Source organism: Selenomonas ruminantium AC2024 (assembly GCF_000687995.1).
GTDB classification, from domain to species: domain Bacteria; phylum Bacillota; class Negativicutes; order Selenomonadales; family Selenomonadaceae; genus Selenomonas_A; species Selenomonas_A ruminantium_B.
Map to the genome: position 1 here is coordinate 2560374 of NZ_JIAC01000001.1, position 15450 is coordinate 2575823.

Below are 15450 nucleotides of genomic sequence, written 5' to 3' on the forward strand. Positions count from 1 at the left end.
TAAAATTCTTGGCTTATAAGGACTTGCGGGAATTTATGGCCGACTTGGAGTCCAAGGGACTCTTAAAGCGCATAAAGACCGAGGTTGACCCGGAACTCGAGATTACGGAAATCACCGACCGGGTATCCAAAATGGAAGGGGACAAAAACGTCGCCCTGCTCTTTGAAAACGTCAAAGGCTCGAAAATGCCCGTGCTCATGAACGCCTTCGGCAGCTATGAACGCATGGCGATGGCCCTCGGTGTGGAAAAGCTCGATGATGTTGCAGACGAGCTACGGGAGATGCTCAAGCTCCCCTACGTTTCCCTGCAAAACAAAATGAACGTTGTGACCATGATTCCCATGATTAAGCGCGCAATTAACTTCCCGAAATACGTGAAGAATGCGCCCTGCCAGGAAGTTGTGGAAACGGAAAATCCGAGTCTTGACGATATTCCCATTCTCAAATGCTGGCCCGATGACGGCGGCCCCTTCGTGACCCTGCCCTTGGTGTTCACCAAGAACCCCAAGACCGGCAAGCGCAATGTGGGCATGTACCGCCTGCAAAAATACGACAGCCGCACCACAGGCATGCACTGGCATATCCACAAGAACGGCGCAGAAAACTTCCGCGATACCAAGGCGCAGGGCGGCGATAGAATCGAAGCGGCAGTAGCCATCGGCACGGACCCGGTGCTTACCTATGCTGCGACCGCTCCTCTGCCCCGCGATATTGATGAAATGGTCTTTGCCGGTTTCCTGCGACATAAATCCGTGGAAATGGTCAAGTGCAAGACCGTGGATATCGAAGTGCCCGCCACGGCCGAAATCATCCTAGAAGGCTATGTGCTGACGGATGAAAAGCGCCGCGAAGGCCCCTTTGGCGACCATACGGGCTATTATTCTTTGGCAGACGATTATCCCGTGTTCCATATCACAGCGATTACCCACCGCAAGGACCCGATTTACTTCTCCACGGTGGTCGGCAAGCCGCCTATGGAGGACTGTTACCTCGCCAAGGCTACGGAACGCATCTTCCTGCCGATTCTACAGCAGATGCAGCCGGAAATCATCGACATCAATATGCCGCTTGAGGGCGTATTCCATGACTGCTGCATCGTATCCATCAAGAAGCAGTACCCCATGCAGGCCCGCAAGGTCATGCACGCACTCTGGGGCATGGGGCAGATGATGAACGTCAAGATGATTATCGTCGTCGATGCCCATGTCAACGTACAGGACCTCAAGGAAGTCTGGTGGCGCGTCTACAACAATATCGACGCCAAGCACGATTTGGAAATCGTCGAAGGCCCGCTGGACGTTCTCGACCACTCCTCCCCCATGGCCAAGTGGGGCGCCAAGCTGGGCATTGATGCCACCAAGACCTGGCCGGAAGAGGGCCACACCCGGGAATGGCCGGAGGAAATCAATATGAGCGAGGAAATCAAGGCAAAAGTTGATGCCAAGTGGAAGGAGCTTGGTCTCGATTGATTGATATAAAAGCCCATATTAACAACGTGGCTTTGCACCACACCATTTTTGATTTGCCCTTTGCCTTTATGGGTGCCGTACTGGCAGCAGGCGGCCAGCCCACTTTCCATGACCTGCTCTGGATTGCGCTGGCCATCACCACGGGCCGGGCGGCAGCCATGGCGCTGGATAACCTGGCGGATTTGAAATACGACAGCCAGCAGCCCCGCATGAGCTACCGGGCGATGGTCAGCGGCCGCATTACCAAGCGGGAAGCCAAGATTTTTATCGTCATCTGCCTCGTGCTGATGGTGCTTTCCGTCATGCAGCTGCAGCCCATTTGCCTGTACCTTCTGCCGCTGGCTGCCCTGCCCTTTTTGATTTACCCCTTCACCAAGCGCTTCACCGGCTGGTGCCATCTCTTCTTAGGCGTAGCCATCGCCATGGCTCCGGCAGGCGGCTGGGTTGGTGTCAGCGGGGAAATCACCACCCCCATGGTGCTCCTGTGCATTGCCGTAGCTCTTTGGATTGGCGCCTTTGACGCCATGTACGGTGCTCAGGACAAGGAATTTGACAAGAGTCAGGGCCTGCATTCTCTGGCCGTAAGTTACGGGGCTGAAAATGCCTTTAAGCTGTCGGCTGCAATGCATGTCATCTGCATTGCCTGCTTCTTTGCCGTGGGCGTCATGATGTCCTTGGGACAGCTTTACTTTATCGGCGTGGGCATTGCGGCAGGTACCCTTATCTATCAGCACCGCATAGTGAGCCCCACGGATTTCAGTCAGGTGACCCAGCGGTACTTTATGCGCAACGGCATCGTGTCCGTAGCCATCTTCGTATGTACCTGGCTTAGTTTCTACTTATAATCAACAAAATTGAGGTGACTCCATGTCCGCAAAAATTCTCGAAGGCAAGTTTTTCGCACAGCAGTTAAAAGACGATGCAGGGCGCCGCGCGGCGGCTTTGCAGGAAAAATATGGCCGCGCTCCGGGGCTGGCCGTTATCCGCGTGGGTAACGACCCGGCTTCTGAAGTCTATGTCCGCAACAAGGACAAGGCCTGCGCCGCTTTGGGGCTTCATTCCGAAGTTATCGCGATGCCCGAAGAAACCAGCAAAGACGAATTAATCGCCAAGATAGATGCCCTCAATGCCGATGAAAAAATCGACGGCATTCTCGTGCAGCTGCCCCTGCCTGCCCAGATTGCGCAGTTTGAGGCCGAAATCCTTAACCGCATTGACCCGTCAAAAGATGTTGACGGCTTCCATCCCGTCAATGTCGGCAAGATGGTGACGGGCGAACCAGCCCTGCTGCCCTGCACGCCGGCAGGCTGCATCCGCATGCTGGAAATGGCCGGCATTGAAATCGCTGGCAAACGTGCCGTGGTCATCGGCCGCAGCAACATCGTGGGCAAACCCATGTTCCATCTACTGATGGCGAAAAACGCGACTGTAACAGTGTGCCATTCCCGCACCGAGAATTTAGCGGAAATCACCCGTCAGGCCGATATTTTGGTCGCGGCCATTGGCAAGCCCAATTTTGTGAAAAAAGATATGGTAAAAAAAGGTGCAACCGTCATTGATGTCGGCATCAACCACATTGCCCCCAAGAAACTTGTGGGCGATGTGGACTTTGAAGCCGTCAGCGAAATTGCCGGCGCCATCACCCCCGTACCGGGCGGTGTAGGTCTCTTGACTGTCGCCATGCTCATGCAGAATGTTGTGCAGGCAGCAGAAACGCACCTACAATGTTAATTATAGCCTTCCCCTCGAGGGGAAGGTGGGCGCGAAGCGCTCGGATGAGGTGCAAAATTCAATACCTCATCCGCCCCTGACGGGGCACCTTCTCCAAGTGGGGAAGGCTATAACTATATAGCTTTATGTAAAGTTTTTATGCAGAGGAGAAGAAAGCTCAATGAAAACCGATGTGGAAATCGCGCAGAGCGCAGAAATGCAGGACATTCGCCGTATTGCGGAGAAACTCAACATCTCCGAGGATGAACTCGAACTCTATGGCAAGTACAAGGCCAAAATCAGTCTGGACGCCTGGCAGCGGGTCAAAGACCAGCCCAACGGCAAGCTGGTGCTGGTGACAGCCATCAATCCGACTCCGGCTGGCGAAGGCAAGACGACCACCAGCGTAGGCCTTGCCGATACCTTCCATAAGCAGGGCAAGAAGGTTGCCGTGGCCCTGCGTGAACCCTCCCTTGGCCCCTGCTTTGGCCTCAAGGGCGGCGCTGCTGGTGGCGGTTATGCACAGGTCGTGCCCATGGAAGACATCAACCTGCACTTTACCGGTGACTTCCATGCCATCACCACGGCCCACAATTTGCTCGCTGCCGTAATCGACAATCATATCCAGCAGGGCAACGCCCTCGATATCGATGTGCGCCGCGTGGTCTGGAAACGCGTGCTCGACCTCAATGACCGCGCCCTGCGCCATGTCGTTATCGGTATGGGCGGCAAGGCTCACGGCGTGCCCCGCGAAACTGGCTTTGACATCACCGTGGCCTCCGAAATGATGGCCATCCTGTGCCTGGCCTCCGACCTCGAAGATATGAAAAAGCGCCTCGGCGAAATCGTTGTCGCCTACACCCGCGATGGCCGCGCCGTAAGAGCCAAGGAACTCAATGTCACAGGCGCCCTGACCCTGCTCTTTAAGGATGCCATCAAGCCGAATCTCGTACAGACCTTAGAAGGTACGCCCGCCTTTATCCACGGCGGCCCGTTTGCCAACATTGCCCATGGCTGCAATAGCGTCATGGCCACGAAATTCGCGCTCAAATTTGCTGACTATGTGGTGACTGAAGCCGGCTTCGGTGCTGACCTCGGCGCCGAAAAATTCCTCGATATCAAATGCCGCTTTGCCGGCATTCATCCGGATGCCGTGGTTATCGTCGCTACTGTCCGCGCCCTCAAAATGCATGGCGGCATGGATAAGAAGGATTTGGGCAAAGTTGACATGTCAGCTTTGGAACGCGGTATGCAGAACCTCGAAAAGCATATTGAAAACATCCATAAATTTGGTCTGCCTGCTGTGGTGGCCATCAATGCCTTCCCCACCGATACCAAGGAAGAACTCGATTTCGTCGAAGCTGCCTGCAACAAGCGCGGCGCCGAAGTTGCCCTCTCCGAGGTCTGGGCCAAAGGCGGCGAAGGCGGCCTGAAGCTCGCCGAAAAAGTCGAAGCAGCCATGAATAAGCCCAACAACTTCCACTTCATCTATGAAACCGAACAGAGCGTAGAAGAAAAAATCACCGCCATCGCCAGGGAAATCTACGGCGCTGACGGTATCAGCTTCACCGCGGCAGCCCAAAAACAGCTCGCCGAAATCAAGGAACTGGGCTTTGACAAAATGCCCGTCTGCATGGCCAAGACCCAGTATTCCCTATCCGACGATGCCACGAAGATTGGCCGCCCCGAAGGCTTTACCGTCACCGTAAGAGAACTGCGCATCTCCGCCGGTGCCGGCTTCATCGTAGCGCTTACCGGCAACATCCTGACCATGCCCGGCCTGCCGAAGAAACCGGCTGCCGAAAACATGGATATCGATAATGAAGGAAAGATTACAGGACTTTTCTAAAATAGTAAAACTGAAACAGCCGCTGTTGGGGATTGCCCCGACAGCGGCTGTTTTATGCATCATTATTTATTCACGTTCAACCGATTTTAAGTTTCGCTTGAGCCGATACATGGCGGTCAAAGCCCATATCTTCCTTGCTCATGCCGAGGGCAAAACCCACGAGCTGCTGCAAGTGCAGGATGGGAACCTCAGCCTGGGAGTGAACGGCTTCGCGGCCCTCCGGCTCGTACATGTCAAGCTGCATCTGGCAGAGCGGGCACGGCGTAGCAATGGCCATAGCACCGGCACGGCCTGCACTGTCTACAATCTGACCGGTAACAGTCAGTACATCATGTTCAGCGGCCAGCTGGGCATGGAAGCCACAGCATTTACGGCTGCCATCAAACCATACGGGTTCTGCACCGAGTTTGCGGATAAGGCGCTCCATATATTCGGGATGCTTGCCATCGCCATGGTTCATAATTTCCTGCGGGCGCAGGATATGGCAGCCATAGTAAGCGGCAATCTTGACGCCATGCAAAGGATTAACCACTTTGCCATCCAGAAGTTCCGGATGTTCGTCCAGAATCCAGAGGAAGTGGGTCACTTTACTCGTGCCTTTGTACTCATAGGGATGGCCAGATTCCTTGAGCACCTTGTTGACTTTTTCCTTGAGTTTGGCATCTTTATCGAGGCGGGCTTTGGCGGTGCGGAGCTGCAGGGTGCAGGTGTTGCACACCGTCATGATATCCAGGCCCATATTCTCGGCAATGGAGATGTTGCGGGCGTTGATAACCAGCGCCGCAAAATCATTGACCCCCTGTGCATGAGATGCGCCGCAGCAGGTCCAGTTGGGGATTTCCTCGATTTCAATGCCTAATTTATCGCAGACTTTGTTCAGCGAAGTATAGGCTTCAGCTGCTGCACCTTCCAGTACGCAGCCCGGAAATAATGCGTATTTCATAATCATTCAGCCTCCTTCGCTGCCGCTTCGGCATTCTTCACAATCTTGCGGATGGTTTCGATTTCAGGATTCACCTTATGCTTATCCAGCGGATTCATCTTGCCTACCCGCATGAGGCGCAGAGCCATGGGCGCGCGCAGACCGGCCATCAGGAAGCCTTCGGATTTGATGTTGAGCTTGGATTCGTCCAGTGTGCCGGATTCGCTGATATCGTCATAGATGGCTTTCGCATGGCGGGCACCGACGTTGTCGTCCAGCTTCTTGGCAAAGGTTGCTTCCTTGAGTTTTTCAATCGCACCGGCCGGGTCAAGACCCTTCGGGCATTTGGCCGTACATTCCTGACAGTTGAAGCAGCGCCAGAGTCCGGCATCCACTACAGCTTTAAGGTGTTCTTCCGGGCTCTTATCACGGGAATCGGCCACGAGTTTTTCGGCTTTGACAAATACAAAGGGGTCAAGGAAGTCAGACTGATTCAGGCTGTTCTTATTGCACTCGGATACGCAGGAGCCGCAGAGAATGCAGCCGGCGTATTTCTTGTATTTGTTGAAATCCTCGGGGGACTGCTTGCAGCCTGTTTCCTTAGAGAACTCAGGCTTGGGCTGAACCACGGGTTTAATCTTCTTGATGCGGGCGTATTTGGGGTCCCAGTCCACCACGAGGTCACGGATGACCTTGAAGTTGCCCAGCGGTTCAATGATGAGTTCGTTGGTATCGTAGCGCTTCACCAGATTTTCTACGAGCATTTCGCAGGCAAGTTCGGCATTGCCGTTGACACGGACAGCGCAGGCACCGCAGATACTCGAGCGGCAGGAGCAGGTAAAGGACAGAGTCGGGTCCTGTTTTTCCTTGATTTCAATCAAGGCTTCGAGAACGGTCATGCCGGTTTTCAAAGTCACGGTGTAATCCTGTTCCCATTTTCTGCCTTCTACGAAGCGATGGATTCTAAGTTTCACATCCATAATCAATACTTCCTTTCTTTCGGCTGGTATTTCGTGATTACGACATCTTTATACTCGGCACGATATTTGCCGGTTTCCTTATCCTTGAAAATCAAGGTGTGTTTGAGGAAGTTCGCATCATCACGTTTCGGGAAGTCTCTGCGGGAATGGCCGCCGCGGCTTTCCTTGCGAGCAAGTGCGCCCTGCACAATCGCATGGGAAATCTGCAGGAGGTTGCCCAGCTCTACATACTGCTCGAAAGCGGTGTTATAGACATGAGAATTATCGCCGACATAGCAATGTTCGTATTCTTTATCCAGCGCATCGAGTTCGGCGCTGGCCTGAGTAAGCTGTGCTTCGTCGCGGAATACACCAGCCTTGTACCACATAGTATTAATCATGGCATCGCGGATTTCCGGCACACTCTTGTTGCCTTCCCGGCCGCGGGTCGTAACCTTATCGAAAGTCGTTTTCCACTTGTCGCAGGCCTTGGCAAGGCTGTCCTGACTGCCTACATAGGAGTTGGCTTTGGCAAATTCAGCGGCACCATCACCGGCGGTATGACCAAATACCAGCACTTCTGACAGGGAGTTTGCGCCTAAGCGGTTGGCACCATGTACGGATACGCAGCTGCATTCACCGGCTACATAAACGCCCTTTACGCGGCTTTCGCCTGTATGGAAGTCAGCCATTTCAAGGCCGCCCATGGAGTAATGGCAGGTCGGTGCAATGGGTACGGGTTCTTTGGTGATATCGACACCGGCAAAGCGGCGGGACAGGTCATATACCTGACCAAGGCGTTCATGGATGCGTTCGGCCGGAATCTTTGTGAAGTCCATGTAAACGCCGGCATGGATGCCTTCGCCGACGCCACGGCCCTGTTCGATTTCCGTGGCAATGGCACGCGCAACGATATCGCGGGTAGCCAGTTCCATTCTCTCCGGTGCGTATTTGCTCATGAAACGCTCGCCGTCCTTGTTGATGAGCAGCGCACCTTCAGCACGGCTGGACTCGGACAGCAGCACGCCGTTGGCCGACAGGCCCGTGGGATGGAACTGCACCATTTCCGGGTCTTTGAAGGGAATGCCCACGTTCATGCCGGCAACGATGCCGTCACCCGTGGAGCTGTACGGATTAGACGTACGCACCCAATACACGCGGCCATAACCGCCGGTGGCAATGATGATGGATTTGGCCGGTACACCAATCAGATTGCCCGTGCGCATATCCATGGCGATTACGCCGTTGAGTTTATCGCCGTCCATGCTGATTTCGAGCATCTGACATTCGGAAATAAAGTCAATGTTGTTTTCCAGGCACTGCTCAAAGAGCGTGTGCACCATGGCATGACCGGCGCGGTCCTCGAAGTAGGAAGCACGCGGATGGCTGTGGCCGCCCATCTTGCGCTGATGGAAGGCACCATCCTTCTGACGGTTATAGGGATAGCCCATATAGTCCATCTCATAGATGTTTTCGCCAGCGCGTTCGGCAAAATATTCCACCGCATCCTGGTCGCAGAGATAGTCGCCGCCCTTGATGGTGTCAAAGACATGGGATTCAACGGTGTCCGTGGGGTCGCTCACGCCCGTAACACCATTCATGCCGCCCTGTGCCATCGTGGAAGCAGAACGGGTCGGAACCAGCTTCGTCATCACGGCTACCTTGAGTTCCTTGCGTTCAGCTGCCGCCAGCGCCGCCCGCATGCCGGCACCACCGCTGCCGATTACCAAAACATCATAGGTCACATCACCCGTTTTTACCTTTTCCGGAATATTCTTTCCATCCCAGGCAAAATACGTGCCTGCTGCCAGCACAACACCGGCCGCAGCCGCCCCTTTGATAAATGTGCGGCGCGAAATTTCCGTTGCCATATTGCTTTTCCCTCCTAATAATACACTAGGCTTCTCAATCATCCCATTATGAGACATTAACTAAGGCTATTATATATAAATAGCAGCTATAAGGAAAATACATAGTCCTTATAGCTGCTATTGAAAAATGCAATACACCTCATCCGTCAGCCTTCGGCTGCCACCTTCCCCTCAAGGGGAAGGCTTAGAATTTGAATTGTTTCAGCGCCTGTTGCTGTTCATGAGCCATATTCGAGAGCGTTTCGCTGGCCGAGGCGATTTCTTCGGACGAGGCTGACTGTTCCTCGGTGGCCGCCGATACGGATTCCATATGCTGGGAGATAACCTGCCCCTTGGCGGTGATATCCTCGACGGAATTGGAAATATTGCCCGCATCTTCGTTAACCACATCGATAGCCCTATCCATCAGCACGGTCTTTTCTGCACCGTTCTCCACCAAATCGCGAATCTGGTCAAAGACACGCTGCAAATCTTCTACGGACTGAGCACCGGCCACTACGGCTTCGCAGCCCTGATTCATGGATTTTACCGCTGCTTCCGTGTCCTTCTGCATGGTCATAATGAGCTGGGAAATCTTTTCGGCCGCTTCTTCCGACTGCTCGGCAAGCTTCCGGACTTCTTCAGCCACGACAGAGAAGCCACGGCCCTGCTCACCGGCGCGGGCTGCTTCAATCGCTGCATTGAGGGCCAGAAGGTTAGTCTGGCTGGCGATATTAGAAATTGTATCGACAATCGCGCCGATTTCTTCGGAGCGGGACCCCAGCTTGCCGACGATTTCCGAGGTATCACTGACAGTCTTTTCGACACCACGAATCTGCGCTACGGATTTTTCCAGAACATCATAACCGCGCTCAGCTTCTTCAGCAGCCTGCTTGGAATTCTGGGAAACATCACCGGCATGGTCACGCATTTCCTGAATGGAACGATTGACCTTGCTCAGCAGCTCCGTATTATTGCTGAGGGCAGCTTCCTGGTCCGCCACGAGCTGGGCGGATTCGCCCACAGCCTCGGCAGACTGCACAGCCGCCTGCGCGGACTGCATGGATGCTTCTTTCAGATTGGCCGATGCTTCATTGATGCTCTGCACAGTTTTATAGATGCCCTGCATATAGGAGGCCATCTTATTCTGCATATCCATCAGCGTTCTGGCTAAATGGCCGAACTCATCCCCGCGGTCAAAGGCAAGCCCTGTAGAGCGGAAGTCGCCATCACGGAGTTTTTCACAGCCTGCCTCCATAAAGCGCAAAGCGTTCGTAATGCTTTTAGCAATAACCTGACTAATACCAGCCTGAATGACCAGCGCGGCCAGCGTTACGATTAGAATTGTTATCGCAGCGGCACCATTGGCGCTGCTGCTGGCTTCATTAGCCGCTGCTGCCGCCTGATTGATTTTGTCCTGCTGGCCATGCAATGCATCCCGCAGACCTCTTGTTGCCGGCGAACCGTCTTTTTCATAGACCGTCAGTGCTTCTTCCGTATTGCCTGCCGCCGCAAGGCTCATGACCTTATTCATCACGCCCTGATACTTCTGCCACTCGCTGTCAATTTCGGGGATATTGGCCAGTTCCGAACCCTTCATGGCTTCTTTATAGGCCGTAATCGCCGCATCAAAATCCTGCTGGGCTTTCTGCTGCTGTCCCTTCACCCGCTGCAGATGCTCCGGATTATCCTTGAGCATGACTGCCTGCAGGGTCTTAACCATCATCACGCGGCTCTGTTCTACCGCTGTGCCGAGATGCTGAACGCCCTGCATTTCCCGATTGTACAGGCTCGCCATCGCATCATCGGCATTGGTCAGTGAGCGGTAGCCCACCAGACTGATGACCACCATGGCGACAGCCGCCACGCCCACTATAAGCAGCAGCTTAAAAGTCACCTTTATGTTGTCAAACATGTAAAAATTCCTCCCTTTTCCATACACCAAAAAGCAGTAAGCCAAAAGTCAGACAACTTCTCACTTACTGCTTTCATTCGCCAAAAATTTTATTCTCCCTGCAAGAGCTCGATAAATTTTCTTGCCGCCTGGGAAAGATGCTTGTTCTTGCCATAGGCCGCTACGAGCTGACGATCGTCCACTTCTTCCTCCAACTGGAAGAAACAGGGCGGCTGTGACCAGCGGCCATTATGCACCACCATATCGGTGACGAGCGTTGCGCCCATGCCAGCCGCGCAGAGTTCCGCAGCATCCACAATGCTGTTGGCCTCAAAGACCACCTCCGGCGTGCATTGCGTCTCCATGCACAGGTCGCTGTAAATCTGGGACATGCGGCGACTTTCCTGCAGACAGATAAAGGGCTGGCCATGCATGCGCGCAAACGACATGACCGGATAAGGCATTCCCGGCACATGATTGTATCCCCGAGCAAAAGGATGTGTTACGGGCAGAGCCAGCAACGTCTTCTCGGATAGGAGCGGAATGCGCTCGTAATTACTCTCCAATGGTTCATAAATCAGCGCAAAATCAACAGCGCCTTCCGCCACCGCCTGTTTTAATTCATGGACACTGCTCTCCTTCACCATCAGCCGAATCCCCGGGTAACGGCGATGAAACTCGATGATGGGCTGTGTCAGATAACAGGTGGAACGGGTGCGGGAACTGCCGATAATGAGTGTACCCGATTTCATCCCCGTAAGGTCTGCCGTCTCCTGCACCAGCTCATGATAAATCCGCTGCATTTCCTTAGCCTTGCGCACATAAATTTCGCCAGCCGCCGTGAGCTGCAAAGGCGTCTGACTGCGGTCAAAGAGCGGCATGCCGATTTCCCCTTCGATTTTCTTTATCGACTGGGATAGCGACGGCTGCGATACAAAGAGCTTTTTCGCTGCCGCAGAAAATGTGCCGTCACTGGCTGCCTGCAAAACATATTTCCATTCATGTTCGTCAATCAAGCTAATGTCCCCTTCCCATAAAAAAAATCCCCTATCTGTTATTATACTACAGATAGGAGATTTTTTTCATTTAATTATTTGCCAGCGAGTACCTTGTAGCCTTCATAACGGCCCTTGGCATCGTTCTGGGTCTTTTCAAAGAGTGCCTCTGCAGCTTCCGGGAAGGAACGCTGGAGGTTGATGTAGCGGTTTTCGCCCATCAGGAATTCCTGGAACTTGTCGAAGTTTGGTTCCTTGGAATCGAGGCTGAACGGGTTCTTGTCCGTGCCCACGAGCTGCGGGTTGTAACGGTAGTTGACCCAGTAGCCGCATTCCACAGCCAGTTTTGCTTCGAGCTGGCTGTTGCCCATGCCCTTGCGGATACCGTGGTTGATGCACGGTGCATAGGCGATAATCAGGGACGGGCCATGATAAGCCTCAGCTTCGGTGATGGCCTTCATGAGCTGGTTGTGGTCAGCGCCCATAGCGACCTGTGCCACATAGACATAGCCGTAGGACTTGGCCATCATGCCGAGGTCCTTCTTCTTCGTCTTCTTACCAGCAGCGGCGAACTGTGCGATAGCTGCAGCCGGCGTGGACTTGGAAGCCTGACCGCCCGTGTTGGAGTAAACTTCGGTATCAAAGACGAGCACGTTGACATCTTCGCCGGAAGCCAGTACATGGTCAAGGCCGCCGTAACCGATATCGTAAGCCCAGCCGTCGCCGCCCAGAATCCACTGGGAACGCTTCACGAAGTAATCCTTGTTGTCGTAGAGCTTATTCAGCAGTTCATCGCTGCCTTTTTCAGCTTCAAGGAGTGCCGTCAGCGCTTCAGCACGTTCACGGGAGCCTTCGCCCTCGTTCATGTTGTCCACCCATTCATTGAGTGCTGCCTGCAGGTCTGCACTGCCCTTGCCGGCTGCCACAGCAGCCTTGGCATCAGCAGCCAAAGCATCACGGACGGATTTCGTGCCCAGGAACATGCCCAGACCGAATTCAGCGTTATCCTCAAACAGGGAGTTTGCCCAAGCCGGGCCATGACCCTTATGGTTCTTGGTGTACGGCATAGCCGGAGCACTGCCGCCCCAGATGGAGGAGCAGCCCGTAGCATTGGCTACCATCATGCGGTCACCAAAGAGCTGGGTCAAAAGTTTAGCATACGGAGTTTCACCGCAGCCGGCGCAGGCACCGGAGAATTCGAGGAGCGGCTGTTCAAACTGGGAGCCCAGAACCGTCGTCTTCTTCATCGGGTTCTGCTTCGGTGCAACCTTCTTGGCATCTACACCATAATCGAAGAACTTCTGTTCGTCTTTGAGCTTATCATCCAGCGGCTTCATATCGAGAGCCTTGACCGGGCAGACCTGTGCGCAGTTGCCGCAGCCCAGGCAGTCCATCGTGGATACAGCTACCGTGAAGTGGTAATCCTTGATGGCCTTCGTCTGCTTGGACGGGAAACCTTCCGGAGCGTTTTTAAGTTCTTCTTCCGTCGTGAGTACCGGACGGATAGCAGCATGCGGGCAGACATAGGAGCACTGGTTACAGCCAATGCACTTGTCCGTATTCCAAACCGGTACATTGATAGCCGTACCGCGTTTTTCGAAAGCAGCACCGCCAACGGGGAAGGTACCATCTACCATGTCTTCCGTAAACTTGGAAACCGGCAGCTTGTCGCCTTCCTGACGGTTCATGACTTCCTGAATTTCGGTGATGAATGCCGGAGCGTCTTTCTTTTCTACTGCTTCGTCTGCAGCATCAGCCCAGGCAGCCGGTACGTCTACGCGATGCAGGGCTTCGATACCTTTGTCGATGGCGCCGTTGTTCATGTTGACAACTTTTTCGCCCTTCTTGCCGTAGGACTTAACCACAGCGTCTTTGAGGTATTCCACCGCCGTTTCGATAGGAATGATGGCAGCAATCTTGAAGAAAGCAGACTGCATAACCATGTTGAAGCGGCCGCCGAGGCCGAGTTCTTTGGCGATATCCACAGCGTTAACCGTGTAGAATTCGATTTCGTTCTTGGCGATATAGCGCTTCATGGCAGCCGGCAGATGCTTGTCGAGGTCTGCATCCGACCAAACCGTATTGAGCAGGAACTTGCCGCCCTTCTTGAGGCCGGCCAGCAAGTCATATTTGTAAACATAGGACTGCTGAGAGCAGGAGATGAAGTCCGCATTGTTGATGAGGTACGGGCTCGTGATGGGCTGCTTGCCGAAACGCAGATGGCTCATCGTGATACCGCCGGACTTCTTGGAGTCATAGGCAAAATAAGCCTGTGCGTACATGTCCGTCTTATCGCCGATAATCTTGATGGCGCTCTTGTTGGCACCAACCGTACCGTCAGAGCCGAGGCCCCAGAACTTGCAGGCCGTCGTGCCAACCGGGGTAAGGTTCACATCGCTCATAACCGGCGTCAGGCTCGTATGGGTTACATCATCATCGATACCGATGGTGAAGCCATCCTTCGGAGCATCCTTCTTGAGTTCTTCGAACACAGCGAAAATCTGGTCCGGCGTGGTGTCCTTGCCGCCCAGACCGAAACGGCCGCCCACGATGATGGGGTTGAGTTCAGAGCCATAGAAGGCAGACTTAACATCGAGGTACAGCGGTTCGCCCAGGGAACCCGGTTCCTTCGTATGGTCGAGAACTGCAACTTTCTTGACCGTCTTCGGCATAAACTGGAAGAAATGCTTGATGGAGAACGGACGATAGAGATGTACACTCATCAGGCCGACTTTTTCGCCCTGCTTGTTGAGGTAATCCACCGTTTCCTGCACAGCCTGGCAGACAGAACCCATGGCGATGATGATGCGGTCTGCATCCTTGGCACCATAGTAGTCAAACAGGTGATGTTCACGGCCCGTAATCTTGGCCAGGTCTGCCATAGCTTCTTCGACGAGTTCCGGCAGAGCTTCATAATACTTGTTGGAGGCTTCGCGTTCCTGGAAGTATACGTCCGGATTCTGTGCGGTGCCGCGGATAACCGGATGGTCCGGATTCAGCGCACGACGGCGGAATTCTTTTACAGCTTCCCAGTCGAGAATCTTGCCCAAATCATCATAATCCACTACTTCGATTTTCTGAATCTCGTGGGAGGTACGGAAACCATCGAAGAAATTGATGAACGGTACACGGCCCTTGATAGCCACGAGATGGGCTACAGCGGCCAAATCCATAACTTCCTGCACGCTGGCTTCGCAGAGCATTGCACAGCCAGTCTGACGTGCAGCCATAACATCCTGATGGTCACCGAAGATGTTCAGGGAGTTCGCAGCCAAAGCACGAGCGGAAACGTGGAACACGCCCGGCAACAATTCGCCGGCTACCTTGTAAAGATTCGGAATCATCAGCAGGAACCCCTGAGATGCCGTATATGTAGTGGTCAGGGCACCAGCCTGCAAGGAACCATGCACGGCACCAGCGGCACCAGCCTCTGACTGCAGTTCGATAACGCGGACCTTCTGACCAAAGAGGTTGGTCTTGCCTTTGGCTGCATCTTCATCCACGTGTTCTGCCATCGGCGAAGACGGCGTGATGGGATAGATTGCAGCAACGTCCGTAAAAGCATAGGAGATGTACGCGGCGGCCTGGTTGCCGTCCATGGTTTTCATCTTTTTGCTCATGTTGTTTTTTGCTCCCCTCTAAAATAGAATACTTGAAAACATACTCCCTATTATACACCGCTCACAAGGGCTTGTAAACAAATGGCCCCGCCCCTCATTATTCATATAATTTATCTTATCATAACTGAAACGATATATTTTTCTTCTGAGAAGGAAATCGCTCCCTCTTGTCGAAGTAAAAC

The 15450-nt window shown here is 53.7% G+C and carries 10 protein-coding genes; 4 read left to right on the top strand and 6 right to left on the bottom strand.

Going from position 1 to position 15450, the window contains the following annotated elements; translation table 11 throughout:
- Positions 1-8 precede the first annotated feature (8 nt).
- The 4 genes from P157_RS0112180 to P157_RS0112195 all read left to right on the top strand — a co-directional run bounded on the left by P157_RS0112180 (position 9) and on the right by P157_RS0112195 (position 5028).
- The gene (locus tag P157_RS0112180; RefSeq protein ID WP_026761234.1) at positions 9-1469 is read left to right on the top strand and encodes a menaquinone biosynthesis decarboxylase; all 1461 of its coding nucleotides are present in this window, start codon (positions 9-11) and stop codon (positions 1467-1469) included.
- Entirely contained in the window at positions 1466-2314 is an 849-nt protein-coding gene (locus P157_RS0112185; RefSeq protein ID WP_026761235.1) for a 4-hydroxybenzoate octaprenyltransferase, read from the top strand. Before P157_RS0112180 ends, P157_RS0112185 begins: the two co-directional genes overlap by 4 nt.
- 22 nt (positions 2315-2336) lie before the next feature.
- On the top strand, positions 2337-3200 hold the full coding sequence (gene folD, locus P157_RS0112190; protein WP_026761236.1) for a bifunctional methylenetetrahydrofolate dehydrogenase/methenyltetrahydrofolate cyclohydrolase FolD: 864 nt from the start codon (positions 2337-2339) through the stop codon (positions 3198-3200).
- Between the two features lie 160 nt (positions 3201-3360).
- Positions 3361-5028, top strand: a complete 1668-nt coding sequence (locus tag P157_RS0112195) for a formate--tetrahydrofolate ligase (protein ID WP_026761237.1) — start codon at positions 3361-3363, stop codon at positions 5026-5028.
- Positions 5029-5104: 76 nt separating this feature from the next.
- Here the strand turns inward: P157_RS0112195 and P157_RS0112200 are convergent, their stop codons facing one another.
- From P157_RS0112200 to nifJ, 6 genes are all read right to left on the bottom strand, one after another.
- Positions 5105-5971: a CoB--CoM heterodisulfide reductase iron-sulfur subunit B family protein gene (locus P157_RS0112200; protein ID WP_026761238.1), complete on the bottom strand. Its 867-nt coding sequence runs from the start codon at positions 5969-5971 to the stop codon at positions 5105-5107.
- 2 nt (positions 5972-5973) lie between these two features.
- Positions 5974-6930 carry a succinate dehydrogenase/fumarate reductase iron-sulfur subunit gene (locus P157_RS0112205; RefSeq protein WP_026761239.1) on the bottom strand — a complete coding sequence of 319 codons (957 nt, stop codon included), beginning with the start codon at positions 6928-6930 and terminating at the stop codon, positions 5974-5976.
- Between the two features lie 2 nt (positions 6931-6932).
- A complete protein-coding gene (locus tag P157_RS0112210; RefSeq protein ID WP_026761240.1) occupies positions 6933-8780 on the bottom strand; it encodes an FAD-binding protein in 1848 nt (615 codons plus the stop codon).
- 184 nt (positions 8781-8964) lie between these two features.
- Positions 8965-10674, bottom strand: a complete 1710-nt coding sequence (locus tag P157_RS0112215) for a methyl-accepting chemotaxis protein (RefSeq protein ID WP_026761241.1) — start codon at positions 10672-10674, stop codon at positions 8965-8967.
- Positions 10675-10763: 89 nt separating this feature from the next.
- Positions 10764-11669, bottom strand: a complete 906-nt coding sequence (locus P157_RS0112220; RefSeq protein ID WP_026761242.1) for a LysR family transcriptional regulator — start codon at positions 11667-11669, stop codon at positions 10764-10766.
- 74 nt (positions 11670-11743) lie between these two features.
- Positions 11744-15268: a pyruvate:ferredoxin (flavodoxin) oxidoreductase gene (gene nifJ, locus P157_RS0112225; RefSeq protein ID WP_026761243.1), complete on the bottom strand. Its 3525-nt coding sequence runs from the start codon at positions 15266-15268 to the stop codon at positions 11744-11746.
- Positions 15269-15450: the final 182 nt, after the last annotated feature.

Excerpts from the sequence above, each read along its gene's own strand:
- P157_RS0112195 (WP_026761237.1), top strand. The coding sequence starts at position 3,361 with ATGAAAACCGATGTGGAAATCGCGCAGAGCGCAGAAATGCAGGACATT.
- P157_RS0112210 (WP_026761240.1), bottom strand. The coding sequence starts at position 8,780 with ATGGCAACGGAAATTTCGCGCCGCACATTTATCAAAGGGGCGGCTGCG.
- nifJ (WP_026761243.1), bottom strand. The coding sequence starts at position 15,268 with ATGAGCAAAAAGATGAAAACCATGGACGGCAACCAGGCCGCCGCGTAC.
- P157_RS0112205 (WP_026761239.1), bottom strand. The coding sequence starts at position 6,930 with ATGGATGTGAAACTTAGAATCCATCGCTTCGTAGAAGGCAGAAAATGG.
- P157_RS0112215 (WP_026761241.1), bottom strand. The coding sequence starts at position 10,674 with ATGTTTGACAACATAAAGGTGACTTTTAAGCTGCTGCTTATAGTGGGC.
- P157_RS0112200 (WP_026761238.1), bottom strand. The coding sequence starts at position 5,971 with ATGAAATACGCATTATTTCCGGGCTGCGTACTGGAAGGTGCAGCAGCT.
- folD (WP_026761236.1), top strand. The coding sequence starts at position 2,337 with ATGTCCGCAAAAATTCTCGAAGGCAAGTTTTTCGCACAGCAGTTAAAA.